Here is a 21,676-nt window from a genome sequence, read left to right on the forward strand (position 1 = left end):
TGAATCAATAGAGCGTATACGTGTCTGGATCGATCGATTCGAGCGATTGCTTGATCGCCTGCAAGAATTGACCGGCGACGAGACCGTCGAGGACACGGTGGTCGACCGACATACACAAGTTGACCATGTCACGCGCCGCGAACATCCCATTCACCCAAACCGGACGTTTCACGATCGACTCGACCGACAGGATGGCCGCTTGCGGATAGTTCAAGATCGGTGCCGATTGAATCGAACCGAACGCACCCGTGTTGTTGATCGTGAACGTGCCGCCGCGCATCTCGTCCGCTTTCAAACGGTTGCCGCGGGCACGGGCCGCCACGTCTTGAAGGGCGACAGCGAGCCCTTTGATGTTCTTCTCGTCCGCATGTTTGATGACCGGGACGTAGAGGGCGTCGTTCGCTGCGACGGCGACCGACAGATGGATATCTTGATGGACTTTGATGTGATCGCCCGCCCATTCCGAGTTCATCATCGGATGTTTTTTCAACGCCTCGATCGCCGCCTTCATGAAGAACGGCATGAATGTCAGTTTGACACCTTCCCGCTTGAAGAACTCGTCTTTCAACTTGGCCCGCGCTGAGACGAGGTTCGTCACATCGACCTCGATCATGAGCCACGCATGCGGGGCCTCATGTTTCGAGCGGACCATGTTGTTGGCGATCGCTTGACGGACACCGGCTGTCGGAATCAATTCGACGCGGTCCGTTGAGACGTCAGCAGAAGTCGTAGCAGCTGGCGTTACAGCCGGGGCAGCAACTGTTTCAGGCACTTCGAGCTTCACTTGGGTCATCGTCTCTTGGACTGGCGCCTGCGTCGCCGCTTCCGGTTTGACCGGACGGCCTTCTGACAAGTAGCGGAGGACATCTTTGCGCGTGATGCGACCACCGAGGCCGCTGCCGTCGAGCTCGTTCAAGTCAATCGCGTTCTCATTGGCGAGTCGGATGACGGCCGGCGAGAAACGGCCGTTATTCTGTTTTCGTGGTGCGGCCGACGCTACAGTGACCGCTTGCTTCGTCTCGACCGGGGCCGCTTCGACTTGTGCCGGTTCTGCTACCACTTCTGCTTTCGCTGGCGCCGAATCGGCACCTTCGACTTCCATGACGAGGACCGGTGTGCCGACGGCGACCGTGTCCCCTTCACTGATTAAAATCTGTTTCACGACACCGGCACTCGTCGCCGGAATCTCAGCGGTTACTTTATCGGTCATGACCTCGGCGAGCGGCTCATACTCCTCAACGCGGTCACCTGGTTTGACGAGAAACGTTGTGATCGTCCCCTCAGTGACACTTTCCCCGAGCTGTGGCATTTTAATTGTCTGTTCCATATGACCCCTCCTTAAAAGGCGGCGAGCTGACGTGCCCGCTCCGCAATTTTTTCAGGGGATACGATGAAGAACTTCTCCATCGGTGGTGCATACGGCATCGACGGAACGTCCGGTCCCGCCAGACGTTCGATCGGCGCATCGAGTTCAAATAGTGCTTTCTCAGCGATGATGGCCGCGACTTCCCCGATGATGCTGCCTTCTTTATTGTCCTCGGTGACGAGGAGCACTTTCCCGGTTTTCTTGACGGCTTCAACGATGGCGTCTTGGTCGAGCGGATAAATTGTGCGCAAATCGAGGATGTGCGTGCTGACCCCTTCGGTTTCAAGCATCTTCGCCGCTTCCTGGGCCATGTGGACGCACAGACCGTACGTGATGATCGTGATATCGTCACCTTCCCGCTTGACGGCGGCCTTGCCGATCTCGACCGTATACTCTTCGGTCGGGAGTTCCGACTTCAATAGACGATACGCCCGTTTGTGCTCAAAGAAGAGGACCGGGTCATTCGAACGAATGGCTGCCTTGAGCAATCCTTTCGCATCGACCGGATCGGACGGGATGACGACTTTGAGTCCAGGCGTCGAGTTGAACATCGCCTCGACCGATTGAGAGTGATAGAGCGCACCATGGATCCCGCCGCCGAACGGTGCACGGATGACCATCGGGCACGTCCAATCGTTATTTGAACGATAGCGGATTTTCGCCGCTTCCGAGACGATTTGGTTGACCGCCGGCATGATGAAGTCGGCAAATTGCATTTCGGCAATCGGACGCATGCCATACATGGCCGCCCCGATCCCGACACCTGCGATTGCGCTCTCGGCGAGCGGCGCATCGATGACGCGGTCCTCGCCGTACTTCTCAATCAAGCCTTGGGTCGCGCGGAACACACCGCCTCGGACACCGACATCTTCCCCGAGCACGAAGACGTTCTCATCGCGTTCCATCTCTTCATGGATCGCTTCATTGATCGCTTCAATAAACGTTTTCATCACATTTCCTCCTCGTACACATGGTCCATCGTCGATTCAGGAGACGCATATGGTGCCTTGTCGGCGTACGCAGTCGCCTCATTGACTTCACGATCGACGTTCGCCTCGATCTCTGCGAGTTCTTCCTCGGTCATGACGCCATCCTCAATCAAACGCTTCCGGAACAATTGATTCCCGTCGCGATTTTTAAGGTCAGCCAACTCTTCGACCGAGCGGTACGCTTTGTCATCGTCATCCGACGAGTGCGGTACGAGACGTTCGACTTCGGCTTCGATGAGCGTCGGGCCTTCGCCGCGAAGAGCGCGGGCGCGGGCTTCTTTCACGGCGACATAGACGGCAATCGGATCCGTCCCATCGACCGTGACGCCCGGCATCCCGTAACCTTTGGCGCGGTCCGATACGCGCTCACAAGCGAGTTGCTTCGAGAGCGGTACCGAGATGGCGTATTTGTTGTTCTCACAGAACAAGATGACCGGTAGCTTGTGGACACCGGCGAAGTTCGCACCTTCGTGGAAGTCACCTTGGTTCGATGAGCCTTCTCCGAACGAAACAAACGTGACGAGTTCTTCTTTTTTCAGTTTGGCGGCGAGCGCCACACCGACCGCATGCGGTACTTGCGTCGTCACCGGAGACGAGCCCGTCACGATGCGGTGCTGTTTTGAACCGAAATGCCCTGGCATCTGACGACCGCCCGAGTTCGGGTCTTCCGCCTTGGCGAACGCCGACAACATCAAGTCGCGAGCCGTCTGTCCGAAGTGGAGGACAACGGCGACATCGCGGTAATACGGGAGAATATAATCCGTCCCTTTTTCGAGCGCGAACGCTGCCCCGACTTGGGCCGCCTCTTGTCCTTGACACGAGACGACGAACGGGATTTTTCCGGCACGGTTCAATTTCCACATGCGCTCATCGATTTTACGGGCGCGGACCATCGTCTCGTACATCGCACCGAGGTCTTGTTTCGTCAATCCTAGTTCCTCATATGAATTCACAGTCATCTGTTCCATTCTGTTTCCTCCTTAGGCGTGAATCGGTAATCCGTCAACGGCCAGTGCCGCTTCTTGGAACGCTTCGCTCAGCGCCGGGTGAGGATGGACGAGTTGGCCCATTTCCCATGCCGTGGCGTTCAAGACGAGAGCGAGTCCGCCTTCTGTGATCAATTCTGTCGCTTTTGGCCCGACGATATGCACACCGAGCAGGTCGTCCGTCGTCTTGTCGGACACGAGCTTGACGAATCCGTCCGCCTGTCCTTCGATGCGGGCCTTGCCGAGACCGTTGAAACGATACGTGCCCGTCTTCACTTCATGACCGGCCGCTTTGGCCGCTTCCTCGGTCATGCCGACTGATGCGACTTCCGGCACCCCGTAGACGCAACGCGGGATCAACGCATAATCGAGCGGAGTCGGCTCGTGACCGAGAATCGTCTCGACCGCCTTCACACCTTCCGCTGAGGCGACATGGGCGAGTTGAAGCTTGCCGATGCAGTCCCCGATGGCGAAGATGTGACGTTCTTTCGTCCGATACTGCTCATCGACTTGGATGACACCGTTCTCGACGACAATCGATGTGTTCTGTAACCCGAGATGTTCCGTATTGGCGACCCGTCCGACCGAGACGAGCACACACTCGACCGAGAGCGTCTCTTCGCCGACCGCGAGCGAGACGGCATCGGTTGCTACTTCTGTACGCTCCGGATCGACCGTCACGTTCTTTTTCACTTTGACGCCGCGCTTTTTGAGCAGCCGTTCGACTTCCCGTGACACCGCCTTGTCTTCGAGCGGCAACAGTCGCTCTCCGACTTCGATCAAGGTGACGTCAACGTCGAGGTCGATGAGCATCGAGGCCCATTCGACACCGATGACCCCACCGCCAACGATGGCGATCGATGCCGGCAACTGTTCGAACTGGAGCAGGTCGTCCGAGTTTAAAATCCGTGTATGGTCAAACGGCAGACCAGGCAGTTCGCGCGGAATCGACCCCGTCGCGATGATGAGCTGGTTCGGCAAGATGAGCTCAGACTCGCCCGAGCTGTCCTCGACCGCGACCGTTCCCGGCTGCGGCGAGAAGATGCTCGGCCCTAAAATCGAGGCCTTGCCGCGGAATACCTCGATCTTGCCTTGTTTCATCAAGTGCTCGATGCCTTTCTCAAGCCCTGCGACCAAATCGCGTTTGAACGACTGGGCGCGTTCCATGTTGAACGTGACCGTTCCCGTCTCGACGCCGTAGGCGCTCCCATGTTTCGCCGTCTGATAGACGTGGGCCGCTTTCAACAACGCCTTCGTCGGGATGCAGCCTTTATGTAGACATGTCCCGCCGAGTTTCTCGGCCTCCACGATTGCGACAGTTTTACCGGCTTGGGCCGCCTTGATGGCCGCGACATATCCGCCAGGACCGCCGCCGATGACGACGATCTCAAATTCTCGTGCCATGTGTATCCCCCTCATATTCTCGAACTGCTTCTTCTTGTCGGATGGCCCGGAGTGCACCTTCGGCGAGTGCCTTCAACTCATCTTCACCAGGATAGATGTGGACCGGCGCCAAATAGCCGACGCGCGCACTGATTTGCTCGGTCAGCCAAGTCGAATAGGCGATGCCGCCCGTCAACAGAATCGCGTCGACGTCACCAAATAAGGTGGCGCCATGTTTGGCGATCTCTTGGGCGACCCGGTACGCCATCGTCTCGTAAAGGAGTGCGGCTTGCTCATCACCGTCTGCCATCCGCTGTTCGATCTCGATCGCGTCGAACGTCCCGAGGTGGGCAAACAGACCTCCGTGTCCGACGATTTTCTGTTTCATTTCCGACTCTTTATACCTGGTACTATAACATAGTTCTACTACCTGTCCAACAGGAATCGAACCGGCTCGTTCCGGCGCGAGCGGTCCGTCGCCATCGAGTCCGTTGTTCACATCGATGACCGTCCCTTTGGCATGGGCGCCAACCGTGATGCCGCCTCCGAGGTGAGCGATGATCAGGTTAAGCTCTGTGTAATCGCTTCCATTTTCGGCTGCAAAACGCTTCGCGACCGCCTTTTGGTTCAAGGCGTGGAAGATGCTGCGTCGGTTGATTTCAGGCATTCCCGTTGGTCGCGCGAGCGGTCCTAGCTCGTCGACGACTACTGGATCAACGATAAAATTTGATACTTGAAATAACTCGCCGAGCTTGTGGGCGAGCAAACCGCCTAAGTTCGAGGCGTGCATGCCGAAACGTCCGCTCGCCAAGTCTTCCCGCATGAGCGGATTGACGGCGTACGTCCCCGACGTCATCGGGGCAAGCAAGCCACCGCGACCGACGATCGCGGACAAGTCCTCGCCCGCGATGCCCGTCTCGGCCAACAAGGCCCGTACTTCCCGTTCCCGATGCGAAAGTTGCTCCGGAATTGACAATCCTGTGACGTCGGCCCCATGACGGACGGTCCGAGACATGATCTCGACCGCTCCGTCAAACAAGCCGACCTTCGTCGAAGTCGAACCAGGGTTGATGGCAAGAATGAGCTGTCTTGTCATTTTAGCGACCACCTAACAGACTCTTTTCGACTTTCAAGAACTGGCTGCGTGAACGTGCCATCATCTGAATGCGCTCTTCAGCCATCTTCTCGGCCGCGACGTGGGTCGGTACACCGTCCCGTTCGGCAATCTCGAAGACGCGCTGCATGTTGTCGTAAATGAGCTCGACTTTCTTCATCGCCCGCTCGCGGTTATAGCCTTCGAGCTCGTCGGCCACGTTGATGACACCGCCCGCGTTGATGACGAAGTCTGGGGCGTAAAGGATACCGCGCTCCTCGAGCACGTCCCCGTGACGATCCTCAGCGAGCTGGTTGTTCGCCGCTCCGGCGACGATTTGGGCTTTGAGCATCGGAATCGTCTTGTCATTGATGACCGCACCGAGCGCACACGGGGCGAAGATGTCACAATCGACCGCATAAATCTCGTCCGGCTTGACGACCGTCGCGCCGAAGTCCGTCTCGGCCCGTTTGAGCGCCTCTTCGTTGATGTCGGTGACGACCAAGTGTGCCCCTTCTTCATGTAAGTGGCGGCACAAGTTATAGGCGACGTTCCCGACCCCTTGGACGGCGACCGTCTTGCCAGCAAGTGAGTCCGAGCCGAATTTCCATTTGGCTGCCGCCTTCATGCCGCGGTATACGCCATACGCCGTCACCGGTGACGGGTTGCCGCTCGATCCGAACGCCGGGCTGACACCGGTCACGTAATCAGTCTCCATGTGAATGAAGTCCATATCGGCGACCGTCGTATTGACGTCCTCGGCCGTTATATAACGGCCGCTGAGCGATTGGACGTAACGGCCGAACGCCCGGAACAGCGCCTCGGACTTGTCCGTCTTCGCATTCCCGATGATGACGGCCTTGCCGCCACCAAGGTTAAGTCCCGCTGCCGCGTTCTTATACGTCATCCCTTTGGCGAGACGGAGAACGTCCGTGAGCGCTTCTTCTTCTGAAGCGTAGTTCCACATCCGCAGCCCCCCGAGAGCCGGTCCGAGCGTCGTATCATGAATCGCGATAATCGCCTTCAATCCCGACGCCTGATCTTGACAGAAGACGATTTGCTCATAGTCTTCAGCCTGTAAGACGTCGAAAATGCGAAAGCGTGGTTCCATGTTAGTTTCCATCATTGATGATTCCTCCATATGCGTAGTTTATTTTTTGGCGTGCAGTAATGCGAACGCGAGTGAGTACAGCTTGGCCTCGGCCGTATCGGCCCGACTCGTCAAGACGACCGGGGCGGCCGCGCCGACGACGATGGCCGCCACACTTGCTCCGGCAAAGTACATCATCGACTTATAAAGGACGTTGCCGACCTCTATGTATGGGACGAGCAATAGGTCGGCTTGTCCGGCGACGTCGCTGGCGATGCCTTTTTGTTTGGCCGCGACCATGTCGACGGCGTTATCGAGCGCGAGCGGCCCGTCGACGATACAACCTTTGATTTGTCCGCGCCGGTTCATCTGACTGAGCAGTGCGGCGTCCAGTGTCGCCGTCATCTGCGGATTGACGACTTCGACCGCCGCGATGGCGGCCACTTTCGGCGACGCGTAACCGATGTCATGCATCGCCGCCACGGCGTTATGAATGATGTCGACTTTTTCATCGAGTGTCGGCGCGATATGGATCGCCGCGTCGGTCACCCCGATCAGCCGGTCCCGATTCGGGATTTGGAACAAGGCGATATGGCTGAGCGTCCGGTTCGTCCTCAGCCCCGTCTCCCGGCTGAGCACGGCTTTCATGAACGTCGACGTCGCGACCATTCCTTTCATGAGCACATCGGCTTCCCCCGTTTTGACGGCGAGTGTGGCCCGTTTGGCAATCTCTTTGTCGCCTTTGACGTGGATGATGTCGACCGCGTCCTCGTCGATGCCGTGATCATCACACAATCGTTTAATCTCTCGGGCCTCCCCGATCAGTTTGAACCGAGATAATCCGTGATCGGTCGCGAGCTTGACGGCGCGGATGACTTCTACGTCGGCCGCCCCGGCGATCGAGACGGTGCGCCCGTTCAGTTGTTTCGCTTGTTCGAGCATCCGTTCAAAATTCATGCGTGTCCCCCCTTGCCTGTCTTCACTTACTATCATGCAAGATTGTTTCCATTTTTGAAAGCGCTTTAATCGGTTGCGTATTACGCACATTATTGCATGGTATGAAAAAAAGTGCAGGTAATTTATTGCAGACGTTCAAGTTTATTATACAGCGTTCGGATCGAGATGTGTAATCGACGAGCCGCTTCCGACTTGTTGCCGTCCGCTTCCTCGATCGCCCGTTCAATCAAATCTCGTTCGTAACGTGCGACGGCGTCTTGCAAGGAAAGCGCGTCGGTCGGTCGTGTCGACGGGACACGGGCCGAGAGTTGAAGATGGTGCGGGACGATCCACTGTTCGCTGCTCGCCATATAGATCATCGCCCGGCCGAGCACGTTCTCGAGTTCTCGGACGTTGCCTTTCCAGTATTGGCTCTTCAACAGTTCGGTCGCCTCACGGTTCACACCGCGCACACTGCGGCCGTACTCTTGATTCAATTTACGGACGATGCGCTCACAGAGCGGCTCGACTTCTTCAAGCCGGTCCCGGAGCGGCGGGATATGGATCGGCATCCGATTGATCCGATAGTACAAATCTTCACGGAACGTCCCATCGGCCACTTTTTGTTCGAGGTCGGCATTCGTCGCCGCGATGATGCGTACGTCAACCGGGATCGCACTCGTGCCTCCGACCCGGACGATCTCATGCTCCTGCAGGACGCGGAGCAACTTGACTTGGACGTCGACCGGCAGTTCGCCAATTTCGTCTAAGAAGAGTGAGCCGCCATCGGCCTCTTCGAAATAGCCGACCTTCCCACCACGTTTCGCCCCGCTGAAGGCACCGTCCTCATAACCGAACAACTCACTCTCGAGGAGCGTCGGTGAGATGGCGGCGCAGTTGACGCGGACGAACTTTTTATATTTCCGCGGAGACTCTCCGTGGATCGCATGGGCGAACAACTCCTTACCTGTTCCCGACTCACCTCGGATCAGGACGGTGACAGGTGTGACAGCGGCGAGACGGGCCTGGTCGATGACGAACCGCATCGTATCGCTCGTCGCGATGATATCGGCGAACTGATATTTCGCCTCGAGGTTTCGGATTCGTGTCTTTGCTTCTTGCAACTCGTCCCGGAGCGCCCGAATTTGGGACACGTCGCGAATGACGCCGACCGAGCCGCGCAGTTTCCCTTCAACGATGATCGGTTCGGCGTTGACGAGAATGTCGCGCCGCGTCGCACCGATTTGCATCCGGATGTCACGGACACCTTGGCCTGTCGAGAGCACTTTCAAATGGACGCTCTCCTGCATGCCGATATCGGCCGTCGCCGGCTTATCGACCACGTCTTCTTTTTTGAATCCCGTCAATCGGGTATAAGAAGGGTTGATTAAAATCGTATTCCCGTTATGGTCGGCGACGGAGATTGCCTCGCTCGTACAGTCGATGATTGCCTCGAGCATCTGTTGGTTCTGTTTCAAGCGTTCGACGACGATACGGATGAACTCCCCGGGCAAGACGACCGCGTCCGCAAAATGTTCTTTCAACTCATCAAACGTCTCAGAGCGTCCGGTCGTCTCAATCACGAAATCGAGACGTGTTGCAGCACATACCCGCCAATCCCCCGCCGTCATAATCCCGTGGTTGCGCGCGAGCTGCACGCCTTCGGCCATCGCTTCCGGGTCGATGACGGCGACGACGGTGACGAGCGGCGAGTCGAGCAACATCTTCAACACCTCGGTCCCGCCTTTCCCCGCACCGACAATCATCAATCGTTTATTCATTCTAATATCCCCCATTTTACCGTTCTGCATCCATGCTACTGAACCTGAACTGATTTCGCAACCTCACAAAAAAGGCCGTGTCGAGCTATGTATTTTCTGTTAAAATAATGAGTGTTAAGGAGGAGATCCTATGCGTATCATCGCACTGCTGATCTTGATCATCCCTGGCCTACTTGGTGTCTATGGCATCAAGTTGCTTCGCGACAGTTTCTTCCTCAAGACGAGCGTCCCATTCTCTTGGATCGAGTCGGTGGCAGCCGCCTCCATGCTCCAAGGAACGTTCGGGCTGTTGATCGCGATGGGCGGGATTGGTTTTGTGGCAGGTTATATCTTCAATCGTGACAAGAAAACAGGCAAAGTCCCGCGAATAGATTCTTGAACACAAAAAAAGGTTCCCTAACTTGACTTCATTTCAAGTGCGGAACCTTTTTATTCGTATTGAATTGTGATCACTACGGATGATCTCCTCTCCTACTTGCTACAATCTTGTGACATGAGGTCCAATGGTCTTCTTAATGAAGAAGTTTGAAAGAAATTAGTAACTGCCGTCTTGCGTGAACGGAAACGTACCCATTCGAGTTACTAACAAATAGTCATCGGGTCATGTCGAACCATCCATCGTGAAGTCGAACGCTTGCCATAAACTGTTCAACGGTTGACAACACTCCTTTTGGTCAACTGAACGATTCGTTTTCCCCGAACACGGTCCCTAGCTTCGAACCGATGCCGGAATCGCCTCGCGAATGAGCGTACGTCGCGACCTCTCGTCGGGACGATGACGATTTGAGATGTCGTTCCCACCTCTGAGCTATTGACGGATAGCGGTCCGAGATGATTTCTTGCTCTAACCTGTTCCGGAACACGTTAGAAAGCGTTCATCTGACGCTCGTCCAAGTAACTTGGTACACCTTTATTATAACAAGTTCCGGTAATTTTGCAAGCGCTTTCTTTCACAATATTAAAGAAAATCAGGAGGAGAACCCCCTGATCGGTCATTGCTGTTTAAACGATTGATACGTGACGAAATATGAAATGAATTCGGAGTTTTTCGGACTGCGCTCGCGCTCAGGCCGGCCATCGAACATCTCATGGTCGCGCATCCCGTTCTCCCATGCCGTCTTGATGGCATGGCGCATCGCTCGCTCGACACGGGACGACGTCGTCTCATGCTCTTTCGCGATCATCGGATACAGTTCCTTCGTGATCAATCCGAGCAGCTCTTGACGCTCCCGGACGTAGACGACGGCTTGACGAATATATTTGAACCCTTTGATGCGCGGTGAAATCCCGAGTTGTTGCAATAACAGCGAGATATCGAGTTCTTCCGGCGACATCGCCTCGAATTCTCGGCTCGAACCAGCGGCGAGTTCGCGGATTTTCGTGATCAATTGTTGAATGTTGAACGGCTTGACCAAAAAGTAAGAAGCGCCGAGTTGAACGGCCTGTTTCGTCACTTCATCTTTCCCGAACGCACTGAGCATGATCACTTCCGGTTTGGCGTGAGCCAATTCCGTCTGTAACCGTTCGAGGACGCCGATGCCGTCCAGGTGCGGCATGATGATGTCGAGCAGCAGCACGTCCGGCTGGTGTGTCTTGACGACGTCTAAGCATGCCTCGCCGTCGTAGGCGGTCCCGACGACTTTTAAGTCGTCCTCGGACTCGAGTTGGCGGGTCAACAAGTCGACGATTTCTCGATTGTCGTCCGCGATGCATAATGTGATCAATTAAGACACCCCTTCGATAAACTTCCGTTTTAATTGGAGAGACATAGTGAGCAGTTCCTCCACATGTTGTTTCGTCAAATCCGTCATCTGCGCCCCGGCGATCATGCGCCCGAGCTCATCGACTCGTTCGGCATGACCGAGCGTGGAGACGTTCGTCTTCGTGCGATCATCCGTCTCCGTCTTCGTGATGTACAAGTGCTGATCTGCCATGGCGGCCACTTGAGCCAAATGGGTGATACAGAGCACTTGTGAGCCAACCGACAGACGGAAGATCTTCTCACCCATCGCTTGGGCGACCCGTCCTGAGACACCCGTGTCCACTTCATCGAAAATGATCGACGCGACGCCGACCGTTCGCGAGAAAATCGACTTCAAGGCGAGCATGACGCGGGACAATTCTCCGCCGGAGGCCACTTTGGCGAGCGGCTTGAAAGGCTCCCCGACGTTCGTCATCATATAGAATTCGACTTGATCGAGCCCGTCCGCCTTGAACGGCCCTTCTTTGAACCGAACTTCGAACTGGGTCTTCTCCATATACAATTCTTTCAATTCACGCTGAATCGCCTTCTCGAGCTCGGTAGCCGCTTGTTTACGGGCCGCCGATAGCGCCAGCCCGGACGTACGTACTTTTTGTTCGAGCTGGGCGAGCCGGTCCGATAGTTCTTGCAAATGTTCTTCCCGATTCGTCATCGATTTTAACTCATCAGCAATTTTTTCCCCGTACGTGATGACCTCGTCGATCGTGGCCCCGTATTTCCGCTTCAGCTGTTGGAACAAAGCGAGCCGCGTCTCGATCTCATCGAGCCGGATCGGATCGAATTCGAGCGAGTCGAGCTGGTCACGCAACTGAAATTTCGCGTCTTCGAGCAAGAAGTAAGCGTTCGAGATCGTCTCGGCCATCGGCGCGAGCGATGTCGACAATGCGGAAGCTTCCTCCATCTCGCGCATGGCGATGCCGATCTGGTCGAGCCCTTTCGCCTCATCCGCGACCGCCTCATACGATAACCGGACGTGCTGATGAATCCGCTCGAAGTTGGCGAGCTCGTTCCGTTCCTCCGTGAGCGCCTGTTCTTCACCGACTTTCAGCTCGGCCGCCTCGATCTCATTCGTCTGGAACGCGAGCAAGTCCATGCGTTGGGCCAACTCTTGTTCACTTTGACTCAACCGTTTCAACTCATCGGCGACGTTTTTCCAATCGACGTAAGCCTCGCGATATCGCTCGAGGAGCGGGGCGAGCTCGGCTTCGGCAAAGCTGTCCAAAATACCGAGATGGTACTCGGCTTCCATCAAGTGCTGATGCTCGTGCTGGCCATGGATATCGACGAGCAGTCGGCCGAGTTCGCGTAGCGTCGATAGCGGCATCATCTTGCCGTTGACACGGCAAACGCTCTTTCCGCTGCTATGTAAGTCGCGGCGTAAAATGACGGTCCCTTCTTCGATCTCGATCCCGTATTGGGTCGCCGCCTCGAGGATCGGGTGGTCCGGTTCGACGATGAACAGCCCTTCGATCTCCGCCTTGTCTTGACCGTAACGGACGAACTCGCTCGAGCCGCGTCCCCCGACGAGCAAACCGATGGCGTCGAGCAAGATTGACTTCCCGGCCCCGGTCTCCCCTGTCAATACGGTCATCCCACGTTTGAACGTGATATTCAGTTCATCGATGATCGCAAATTGTTTGATCGATAGTTCTGCTAACATACGATAATTCACCTCATAACATTCCGAGTAGTCGTTCGATGATTCGTTTCGCCTGGTCTTCGTCACGGGCGATCATCAAAATCGTGTCGTCTCCACATACCGTTCCGATCAGCTCGTCCCATGACAAATGATCGATCAAGACACCGATCGCATCCGCATTGCCCGGCAACACTTTCATGACGACCAAGTTTTGAGCCGAGTCGACCGAGACGAAGCTGTCACCGAGGATCCGCTTCATCTTGCCGTACGGATTGAAGCGTTGATCGGCCGGGAGACTATACTTATAGCGACCGTCGTTGAGCGGCACTTTCACGAGATGAAGTTCTTTGATATCCCGCGAAACTGTCGCTTGCGTCACCGGATAGCCGGAGCGGTGGAGCTCATCGACGAGCTCGTCTTGTGTCTCGATTTCACGATTGGTCACGATTTCTCGAATTTTAATCAAGCGCTGTCCTTTGTTCATACTCGCTGACACCTCATTTTATGTTTCGCATACTCAGTATCATTCTAAAGTATTGTCGAAAAAAGGTCTAGCTTTCGCGGGATGAATTCCCTGGATCGGCGAGCGGACACAAAAAAACTGCAGACAGGACGTCTGCAGCTCAAGCGTTCTTCTTCAATTGCGCGTGGGCGGCGTCGATGACCGCGTCCACGTCGATGGCTGGGTCGACACTGCCGACGCCGGTGAAACGGGCGAACAATAAGAATTCGATATTCCCATCCCCACCGGTGATCGGCGAGAAGTCGAGTCCCGCAACTTCGAACCCTTCCGAGGCGAAGTAACGGACCATGTCGTCGACGACCCGTTCATGGATGGCACGGTCCCGGACGATGCCTTTCTTGCCGACATCGGCCTTCCCGGCCTCAAATTGCGGTTTGACGAGCGCCATGACGATGCCGTTAGGCTTCAAAATCGTCTTCAACGGCGGAATCATGAGCCGAAGCGAGATAAATGAGACGTCAATCGTCGCAAAGTCCGGCGCCACCGGAAACTGGTCCGCGGTCGCATGGCGGAAGTTCATCCGCTCCATGACGACGACACGGTCATCGCTCCGCAGCTTCCATGCCAATTGGTTATAACCGACGTCGACGGCATACATTTGCGTGGCCCCGTTTTGGAGCGCACAATCGGTGAAACCGCCTGTCGATGAACCGATATCGATGCCGATGTTACCAGCCACATTGAACGGGAAGACTTGGAGCGCTTTTTCAAGCTTCAGTCCCCCCCGTCCGACGTATGGCAACACTTGGCCTTTCACTTCGAGCGGGATGTCGTCAAACACTTTGTCCCCTGCCTTATCGAGCCGTTCGGTCCCGCTATAGACGAGCCCGGCCATGACAGACCGCTTCGCCTTCTCTCTCGTCTCCGCTAACCCGCGGTCGACGAGGAGTACATCTAATCTAGTTTTCTTTCGTTTTTCCATAGTTCCTCACACATTCTGTCGATTTGTCACTTGAACGAACTGCTGAACCGAGTCAGCGATTTGCGTCGGACGGAGCCCGATTTCTTCGAGCAATTGATTGACGCCGCCGTGTTCGATATAGCGGTCCGGAATGCCAAGTCGGAGCACACGCGGGAACTGCCCGGCATCGCTCGCATGTTCGAGCACACTGCTGCCGAAACCTCCGGCGAGCGCCGCTTCCTCTAACGTGACGAGCGGGATGCCTTCCGCGTATAAAGCGGAGAGCATGACGTCGTCGAGCGGTTTGATCGTCCGAGCGTTGATGACACGGACGCTCACTTGTCCTTCAAGCAGTGCACGCACTTCAAGCGCGTCTTGCACTTGTGGACCGAACGTCAAGATGGCGACATCCGTTCCGTCCGCGACCGTCTCCCAGACGTCGAGCGGCAATTCGCGGAGCGTCTCGCTCATCGGTGTCCCGATTCCTTCGCCGCGCGGGAAACGGACGGCGATTGGACCGTCATCATACTTCAGCGCCGAATAGACGAGATGTTGCAATTCCTCTTCGTCTTTCGCCATCAAGATGCGAATGTTCGGCACGTGGCGCATAAAGGCGATATCGAACACGCCTTGGTGCGTCTCCCCGTCCGCTCCGACGAGACCAGAACGATCGATCGTGAAGACGACGTTCAAGTTTTGACGGCAAATGTCGTGCACGAGCTGATCATAGGCGCGTTGGAAGAACGTCGAATAGATCGAGACGACCGGCTTCAAGCCTTGTGTCGCCTGTCCTCCGGCCAATGTGACCGCATGTTGCTCGGCGATGCCGACGTCAAACATCCGCTCCGGGAATTGCTTGTTGAAGCAATCAAGTTTCGAGCCGACGCTCATCGCTGGTGTGATGAGTGTCACGCGCTCGTCCGTCTCGGCGACTTTCGTGATCGTCTCAGCGACGACCTTCGAATAGCTCGGTCCTTTGACCTTGCCTTTGATGACTTCTCCCGACTCGATTTTATACGGTCCGAGACCGTGCCACGTGCCGACACCATCGAGTTCGGCCGGACGATAGCCCTTGCCTTTTTTCGTGATGACGTGAACGATGACCGGTCCATCGATTTTCTTGGCGTACTCGAGCGTCTCGAGCAGGTCGCGTAAATCGTGACCGTCCGTCGGTCCGAAGTACGTGAATCCGAGCTCTTCGAAGAACGTCCCTGGGATGAGCGCTGATTTCAGCATATCCTTCACGCGTTCCCCGCTCCGTTCGAGCGAGTTGCCGACGATCGGGATATGTTTGATGAGCGTCTCGACTTCCTCACGGGCGTGTTTCAGTTTACGTGACGACCGCATCCGGCCGAGCATATTGTGCATCGCACCGACGTTCGGCGCGATCGACATCTCGTTATCGTTCAAGATGACGATGACGTTTTGTTTCTCGGCGCCAATATGGTTGAGCGCTTCGAGCGCCATTCCCCCAGTGAGCGCCCCGTCCCCGATGATGGCGATGGCCCGGTCGTTCGAGCGTCCTTTCAACTCGTTCGCGATGGCGATTCCCATCGCGGCCGATAAGGACGTCGAGCTGTGCCCCGTCTCCCAGACGTCATGATCGCTCTCACAACGCTTCGGGAAGCCGCATAAGCCGTTGTATTGACGGAGCGTATCGAACTGACTCGTTCGTCCTGTCAAGATTTTGTGGACGTACGCTTGATGCCCCACGTCCCATACGAGTTGGTCTTTCGGACTGTCAAATACACGGTGCAAGGCAAGCGTCAATTCGACAACCCCTAGGTTTGGTCCCAAGTGCCCTCCCGTTTCAGCCAATTTTTCAATCAAAAACCGTCTGATGTCTGCGCCGAGCGCTTCTAACTCGGGTACCGACATCTTTTTTAAGAATGACGGGTCTTGAATGGATGTCAAGTCCATGATGACCATCCTTTCTCCTGTCTTATTACTGATTCGTACCTTACATTTTACAAGAATGTGTCCATAGATGCTATACATTCACAAAAACAAAGGTGACACGATGTGCTCATCGTGTCACCGAGATTAATGATTGCGTCGTACGACGAAGTCGAGAAGCTCCCGTAAAAGCGGGGCCTCGACCGAAAGTTCGGCCAGTGCGGCCTCACTTTCCGTGACTTCTTGTTCCAGCGCTTTTTTCGCTCCATCGAGACCGAGCAGTTTCGGATACGTCGCTTTATCGTTTCCTTCGTCCGAACCGACCCGCTTCCCGATGAGCGCCTCGTCTCCTTCGACGTCTAAAATATCATCTTGGATTTGGAAGGCGACCCCGAGGTGTTTTCCGAACCGTGCGAGCGCCTGACGATCCGTCTCGGAAGCGTCCGAAAGGATGGCCCCCGCTTCAAGGGCATACACGAGAAGCGCCCCAGTCTTCCGCTCATGGATCGATTGCAGAGTCGACAGTGTCACACCGCTCCGTTTTTCAGCGAGCATGTCATCGAGCTGACCGCCGACCATGCCGGCGCTGCCTGCCGCTTCACTGAACCGTGTCATGAGGGCGACGACTTTCGTCGCTTCCAAATCGGCCCGTGCGATGAGATGAAACGCATCCGTCAGCAAGGCGTCGCCTGCGAGAATCGCCGTCGCCTCATCGAACTGACGATGGTTCGTCGGACGCCCGCGACGGACGTCATCGTCATCCATCGCCGGAAGGTCATCATGGATGAGCGAGTAGGTGTGGACCATCTCGAGGGCGACGGCCGCTTCATGCCCGAGCGCCCGCGGACGGCCATATGTATCGAGGACGGCATAAAGAAGGGCCGGACGAATCCGTTTCCCCCCCGCCTCGAGGGAGTATGTCATCGATTGAAACAAGCGCTCCGGCATCAGAGACGAATCGAGCAAGCGACGCGTCGCCTGTTCGACCTCTTCTTTCCATGCCTGTAGATGGACCTGCACGCTCATACGGTCCCTCCTTTTTCACGGAGCGTCCCGTCGAGTTCAAGAATTTCGTCCATTTTTTGTTCCGCCGCCGTCAATTTGGTCTGACAGAGGGCAGACAATCGTACGCCTTCCTCGTAAAGGGTCATCGCTTCTTCAAGGGCGACTTCTCCCGTCTCGAGTTGTGTCACGATTTCCTCGAGCCGGGCGAGCGCCGCTTCAAACGTCAGTTCTTCTTGTTTCTTCGCCATCGTGTCTCTCCTTCACTTCCGCGACGGCATGGCCATCCCGAAATCGGATCGTCACCAGGCCGTCATGTAGTTGTTTGACATCTTTCACGTACGTCCCGTCCTGTTCGACGAACGTGTATCCTCTCGCGAGCACGGCGAGCGGGCTGACAGATTGCAATCGTCCTGCCAACTGTGCGAATTGATCCGCCGGTCTCTCGAGAGGTCGAATGCGTTCTAACCGTCCTTCATATTGCCGGAAACGGTCGTCTTGCGTTCGGAACACTTGCATCAGATTGCGGACGTCGAGGCGTTGGGACGACGCTGCGAAACGGTGCCGCGCATGTGTCACTTGTTTCGTGGCACTCTGTTCGAGCCGAATCTCGGCCTGGGCGAACCGCTCTCGCTTTTGAATGATCGTATAGCGGGGCGACTTGAGGCCGTAACTGTTTTTCATGCGCTCGACACGTTCGCGAAGCGAGGCCATTTGCGTCGTCACGACCCGCGTGAGTGCGCGACTTAAGCGCTCCACATCTTTTCGTTGCGCTTCGATCGTTGCCGTCGCGAGCTCCGCCGCCGCTGTCGGAGTGGCAGCCCGTACGTCGGCGACGAAATCAGCCAACGTAAAATCTGTCTCGTGACCGACGGCCGAAATGACAGGAATCTCGGAATCGTAGATTGCTTCGACGACGACATCCTCGTTGAACGCCCACAATTCCTCGATCGATCCACCTCCGCGTCCGACGATCAATACATCGCAGTCGGTGCGTTCATTCATCCACCGAATCGCACTCGCCACTTGCGGAGCGGCTTGTTCACCTTGGACTGCGACAGGAGCGAACGTGATGGCCACGTGCGGTGCCCGCCGTCTAAGCGTCGTCGCGATATCGTGCAAGGCTGCGCCTTTCGGAGACGTGATGATTCCGATGCGCTCAGGGAACGCCGGTAGCGGACGTTTCCGTTCCGCCGCGAACCAGCCCTTCGCCTCGAGCTCACGTTTCCTTGCCTCATAGCGTTCGAACAAGATGCCGATGCCGTCTTGCCGCATGAGCTCGACGTACAATTGAACATCACCGGTCGACTCATACATCGTCACTCGAGCGACGACGACCACGTTCATCCCGTCCGTAGGTTCAAAGTTGAGCGTGCGGGCATCTCGTGAGAACATGACCGCCTTCATGCGGGACGATTCGTCTTTCAGTGTGAAATAGCAGTGCCCTGAGGCGTACCGTTTAAAGTTCGAGATTTCGCCGATGACGGCGACTTGTTGCAACACCGGGTCACCGTCGAGTTGACGTTTCACATAACGGACGACTTCAGAGACTTGAATCGGATTAGCCACGTGAGGCGACCTCGACCGTATTGTGCATGAGCATCGTGATCGTCATCGGACCGACACCACCCGGAACCGGGGTGATGGCGCCAGCGACGTCGCGGACACCATCAAAGTCAACATCTCCGACGAGACGGCTGTCGACGCGGTTGACACCGACATCGATGACGATCGCTCCCGGTTTGACCATCTTGTTCGTGACGAGACCGGCCCGACCGACGGCGACGATCAAAATGTCGGCTTGACGCGTCATCGCACCGAGGTCGACCGTTTTCGAGTGACAATATGTCACCGTGGCCGACTCGTTCAAAAACAGCATCCCGACAGGTTTCCCGACGATTTGGCTGCGACCGACGACGACGACGTGTTTACCGACGAGGTCAGTCTGTGTCTTGACGAGATGGAGAATTCCGTGCGGCGTGCACGGCAACAGTGTCTCGAGACCGAGCATCATCTTCCCGACGTTGGTCGGATGGAACCCATCCACATCCTTGTCTGGCGAGATGCGCATGATGACACGGTTCTCATCGATATGCTTCGGTAGCGGCAATTGAACGAGGATGCCATGGAGCTCGTCGTCCTCGTTCATCGAATCAATCAGTTCGAGCACTTCACGTTCCGAGATCGTCTCATCGAAACGAATCACTTGTGAATCGATCCCGATCTCAGCTGCTGCCCGTTCTTTACCCCGGACGTAGCTGTGGCTCGCCGGATCATCCCCGATTAAAATGACTTTCAGTTTCGGAACGATGCCGCGCGCACGAAGCGCACTGACCCGTTCTTTCAACGTTTCCCGATATGATGCTGCGATTTGTTTCCCGTCGATCACTACTGCCATCTCTCTCATCCCCCGTTGTTTTAGGTTTCTCTGTAGTTGGTGTGGTGTCTTCTCTATTTGTATGACGCGTTTCTCTCTCTTCGTTTACGCTTTGATAATGTTGCCGAGGACGCCGTTGACGAGCTTGGCCGCTTCTTCGTCGGCGAACGACTTGGCGAGTTCGACCGCCTCGTTGATCGTCACTTTGTCCGGAATCGTCTCGACATAGAGCAACTCGTACGTCGCCATGCGGAGAATCGTCCGCTCGACGTTGCCGAGGCGATCGAGTCTCCAGTTTTTCAAGTTTTCGACGAGCAGTTCGTCAATTTCGTCTTTCTTTTCTAACGTCTCGACGACGAGTTGTTCGTAGAATGGATCCGAATCCATACCGTCGAGGGCGAATTCGATGGCCTCGTCCACCTTAAGTTTTGATACTTCGATTTGAAAAAGCGTTTGAATCGCTTTTTCTCGTGCTTCATGACGTTTCATTCAGATACTCTCCTTTTGCATGCTTTCATTGTGATAGTTTAGCATAAAGCCTCCATAAATTCAGTACAAAAAACCAGGAAGCCCAAATAATGTTCGGGCTTCCTGGTATGGTTCATTTTGTGAGCGTCATTTCTTTTTCGACAAATTTCGTGTCGAACGCGCCCGCTCGGAAACGTTCGTGCGCCATGACTTGTTGATGGAATGGGATTGTCGTATGAATGCCCGATACCGTGAACTCATCGAGCGCGCGAAGCATCTTCGCGATCGCCTCTTCCCGCGTCGGGGCATGGACGATCAACTTCGCCACCATCGAATCATAGAACGGCGGGATGACCGCGCCTGCGAACAGGCCGCTGTCGACCCGGACACCCATACCGCCCGGCACGATGTACTGATCAATTTTCCCAGCCATCGGACGGAAGTCGGCAAACGGGTCCTCGGCGTTGATGCGGCACTCGATCGAGTGTCCGCTGAACGTGATGTCGGCTTGACTGATCGCGAGCGGATGACCGAGCGCGACCTCGAGTTGTGCTTGGACGAGGTCGAAGCCGGTGATCATCTCGGTGACCGGATGTTCGACTTGGATTCGCGTGTTCATTTCCATGAAATAGAACTCGTTCGACTCCGGGACGTAGATGAACTCGATCGTACCGGCACCAGAATAACGAATCGCTTTGGCCGCTTTCACGGCCGCATCTCCCATCGCTTGGCGCGTCGCCTCATCGATCGCCGGCGACGGTGCCTCCTCGATCAGCTTCTGCATCCGGCGCTGAATCGTGCAATCACGTTCTCCGAGATGGATGACGTTGCCGTACTGGTCGGCGAGCACTTGCACCTCGACGTGGCGGAACGACTCGATGTACTTCTCGAGATAGACGTCGCCGTTGCCGAACGCCTGCTTCGCTTCTTTACGAGTATCCGTGAGCCCTTTGACAAGCTCTGTCTCATCATAGGCGACACGGATTCCGCGTCCACCGCCTCCGGCCGTCGCTTTGATGATGACCGGATAACCGATTTCACGGGCGAGTTCTACCGCTTCCTCGTCGGTCACGACACCGCTCGATCCCGGGACGACCGGAACGCCCGACTCGATCATCGTTCGCTTCGCCTCGTCTTTAATGCCCATCTTCCGAATCGCATAACTGCTCGGTCCGACGAATTGGATGCCGCACGCCTCGCTCATCTCGGCGAATTCGGCGTTTTCGGCCAAAAAGCCGTACCCCGGATGAATCATCGTCGCATCGACCGCACAAGCGACCGATAGGATGTTCGGGATATTCAAGTATGAGTCTTTGGACGGGTTCGGTCCGATGCAGTACGCCTCGTCGGCGAGACGGACGTGCAACGCCTCACGGTCGGCCTCGGAGAAGACGGCGACCGTCGGAATGTTCAACTCTTTCGCGGCCCGGATGATCCGGACCGCAATTTCTCCACGGTTTGCAATGAGTAGTTTCATAGACACC

At 55.9% G+C, this 21,676-nt stretch carries 20 protein-coding genes; 1 reads left to right on the plus strand and 19 read right to left on the minus strand.

Annotated elements, in window-relative coordinates; all coding sequences use genetic code 11:
• Positions 1–4: 4 nt before the first annotated feature.
• The 8 genes from KNP78_RS00400 to KNP78_RS00435 form a co-directional block, all read right to left on the minus strand.
• Positions 5–1,327 (minus strand): dihydrolipoamide acetyltransferase family protein, encoded by a 1,323-nt coding sequence (locus KNP78_RS00400; protein WP_214753137.1) that lies wholly within the window; start codon positions 1,325–1,327, stop codon positions 5–7.
• Positions 1,328–1,338: 11 nt separating this feature from the next.
• The gene (locus tag KNP78_RS00405; protein ID WP_214753135.1) at positions 1,339–2,316 is read right to left on the minus strand and encodes an alpha-ketoacid dehydrogenase subunit beta; all 978 of its coding nucleotides are present in this window, start codon (positions 2,314–2,316) and stop codon (positions 1,339–1,341) included.
• Positions 2,316–3,314: a thiamine pyrophosphate-dependent dehydrogenase E1 component subunit alpha gene (locus KNP78_RS00410; RefSeq protein WP_034779950.1), complete on the minus strand. Its 999-nt coding sequence runs from the start codon at positions 3,312–3,314 to the stop codon at positions 2,316–2,318. Before KNP78_RS00410 ends, KNP78_RS00405 begins: the two co-directional genes overlap by 1 nt.
• Positions 3,315–3,335: 21 nt before the next feature.
• Positions 3,336–4,745, minus strand: coding sequence for a dihydrolipoyl dehydrogenase (lpdA, locus tag KNP78_RS00415; RefSeq protein WP_214753133.1), 1,410 nt, complete (start codon positions 4,743–4,745; stop codon positions 3,336–3,338).
• Entirely contained in the window at positions 4,729–5,820 is a 1,092-nt protein-coding gene (gene buk / locus KNP78_RS00420) for a butyrate kinase (RefSeq protein ID WP_214823106.1), read from the minus strand. The genes lpdA and buk overlap by 17 nt, the downstream gene beginning before the upstream one ends.
• 1 nt (position 5,821) lies before the next feature.
• A complete protein-coding gene (locus KNP78_RS00425; protein WP_214753129.1) occupies positions 5,822–6,943 on the minus strand; it encodes a Glu/Leu/Phe/Val family dehydrogenase in 1,122 nt (373 codons plus the stop codon).
• A 24-nt stretch (positions 6,944–6,967) separates the two neighbouring features.
• Entirely contained in the window at positions 6,968–7,864 is an 897-nt protein-coding gene (gene yqiS / locus KNP78_RS00430) for a phosphate butyryltransferase (protein WP_138859278.1), read from the minus strand.
• Positions 7,865–7,986: 122 nt separating this feature from the next.
• Positions 7,987–9,624: a sigma 54-interacting transcriptional regulator gene (locus KNP78_RS00435; protein WP_214823107.1), complete on the minus strand. Its 1,638-nt coding sequence runs from the start codon at positions 9,622–9,624 to the stop codon at positions 7,987–7,989.
• A gap of 130 nt (positions 9,625–9,754) precedes the next feature.
• On the opposite strand from KNP78_RS00435, the gene KNP78_RS00440 reads away from it, so the two are divergent.
• Positions 9,755–10,003: a DUF2627 family protein gene (locus KNP78_RS00440; protein WP_034777970.1), complete on the plus strand. Its 249-nt coding sequence runs from the start codon at positions 9,755–9,757 to the stop codon at positions 10,001–10,003.
• A gap of 613 nt (positions 10,004–10,616) precedes the next feature.
• On the opposite strand, the gene spo0A is transcribed toward KNP78_RS00440, so the two are convergent.
• The 11 genes from spo0A to accC all read right to left on the minus strand — a co-directional run bounded on the left by spo0A (position 10,617) and on the right by accC (position 21,669).
• Positions 10,617–11,348, minus strand: coding sequence for a sporulation transcription factor Spo0A (gene spo0A / locus KNP78_RS00445; protein WP_034777972.1), 732 nt, complete (start codon positions 11,346–11,348; stop codon positions 10,617–10,619).
• The gene (recN, locus tag KNP78_RS00450; RefSeq protein ID WP_034777974.1) at positions 11,349–13,046 is read right to left on the minus strand and encodes a DNA repair protein RecN; all 1,698 of its coding nucleotides are present in this window, start codon (positions 13,044–13,046) and stop codon (positions 11,349–11,351) included.
• 13 nt (positions 13,047–13,059) lie between these two features.
• Positions 13,060–13,509, minus strand: coding sequence for a transcriptional regulator AhrC/ArgR (gene ahrC / locus KNP78_RS00455; protein WP_021067696.1), 450 nt, complete (start codon positions 13,507–13,509; stop codon positions 13,060–13,062).
• Between the two features lie 139 nt (positions 13,510–13,648).
• Complete coding sequence (locus tag KNP78_RS00460) at positions 13,649–14,470, minus strand: TlyA family RNA methyltransferase (protein ID WP_214823108.1); 822 nt, start codon at positions 14,468–14,470, stop codon at positions 13,649–13,651.
• Positions 14,471–14,476: 6 nt separating this feature from the next.
• Positions 14,477–16,369, minus strand: coding sequence for a 1-deoxy-D-xylulose-5-phosphate synthase (gene dxs, locus KNP78_RS00465; protein WP_214720373.1), 1,893 nt, complete (start codon positions 16,367–16,369; stop codon positions 14,477–14,479).
• A 123-nt stretch (positions 16,370–16,492) separates the two neighbouring features.
• Positions 16,493–17,371: a polyprenyl synthetase family protein gene (locus KNP78_RS00470; protein WP_034777978.1), complete on the minus strand. Its 879-nt coding sequence runs from the start codon at positions 17,369–17,371 to the stop codon at positions 16,493–16,495.
• Entirely contained in the window at positions 17,368–17,598 is a 231-nt protein-coding gene (gene xseB, locus KNP78_RS00475; protein ID WP_034777980.1) for an exodeoxyribonuclease VII small subunit, read from the minus strand. The genes KNP78_RS00470 and xseB overlap by 4 nt, the downstream gene beginning before the upstream one ends.
• Positions 17,567–18,916 carry an exodeoxyribonuclease VII large subunit gene (gene xseA, locus KNP78_RS00480; protein ID WP_214823109.1) on the minus strand — a complete coding sequence of 450 codons (1,350 nt, stop codon included), beginning with the start codon at positions 18,914–18,916 and terminating at the stop codon, positions 17,567–17,569. Before xseA ends, xseB begins: the two co-directional genes overlap by 32 nt.
• On the minus strand, positions 18,909–19,745 hold the full coding sequence (locus KNP78_RS00485) for a bifunctional 5,10-methylenetetrahydrofolate dehydrogenase/5,10-methenyltetrahydrofolate cyclohydrolase (protein WP_214823110.1): 837 nt from the start codon (positions 19,743–19,745) through the stop codon (positions 18,909–18,911). The genes xseA and KNP78_RS00485 overlap by 8 nt, the downstream gene beginning before the upstream one ends.
• 84 nt (positions 19,746–19,829) lie before the next feature.
• On the minus strand, positions 19,830–20,213 hold the full coding sequence (nusB, locus tag KNP78_RS00490) for a transcription antitermination factor NusB (protein ID WP_138859270.1): 384 nt from the start codon (positions 20,211–20,213) through the stop codon (positions 19,830–19,832).
• A gap of 112 nt (positions 20,214–20,325) precedes the next feature.
• Complete coding sequence (gene accC, locus KNP78_RS00495; RefSeq protein WP_034777987.1) at positions 20,326–21,669, minus strand: acetyl-CoA carboxylase biotin carboxylase subunit; 1,344 nt, start codon at positions 21,667–21,669, stop codon at positions 20,326–20,328.
• Positions 21,670–21,676 lie beyond the last annotated feature (7 nt).

Origin of the sequence: Exiguobacterium sp. s28 (assembly GCF_018618135.1) — a bacterium.
GTDB lineage: Bacteria > Bacillota > Bacilli > Exiguobacteriales > Exiguobacteriaceae > Exiguobacterium > Exiguobacterium mexicanum_A.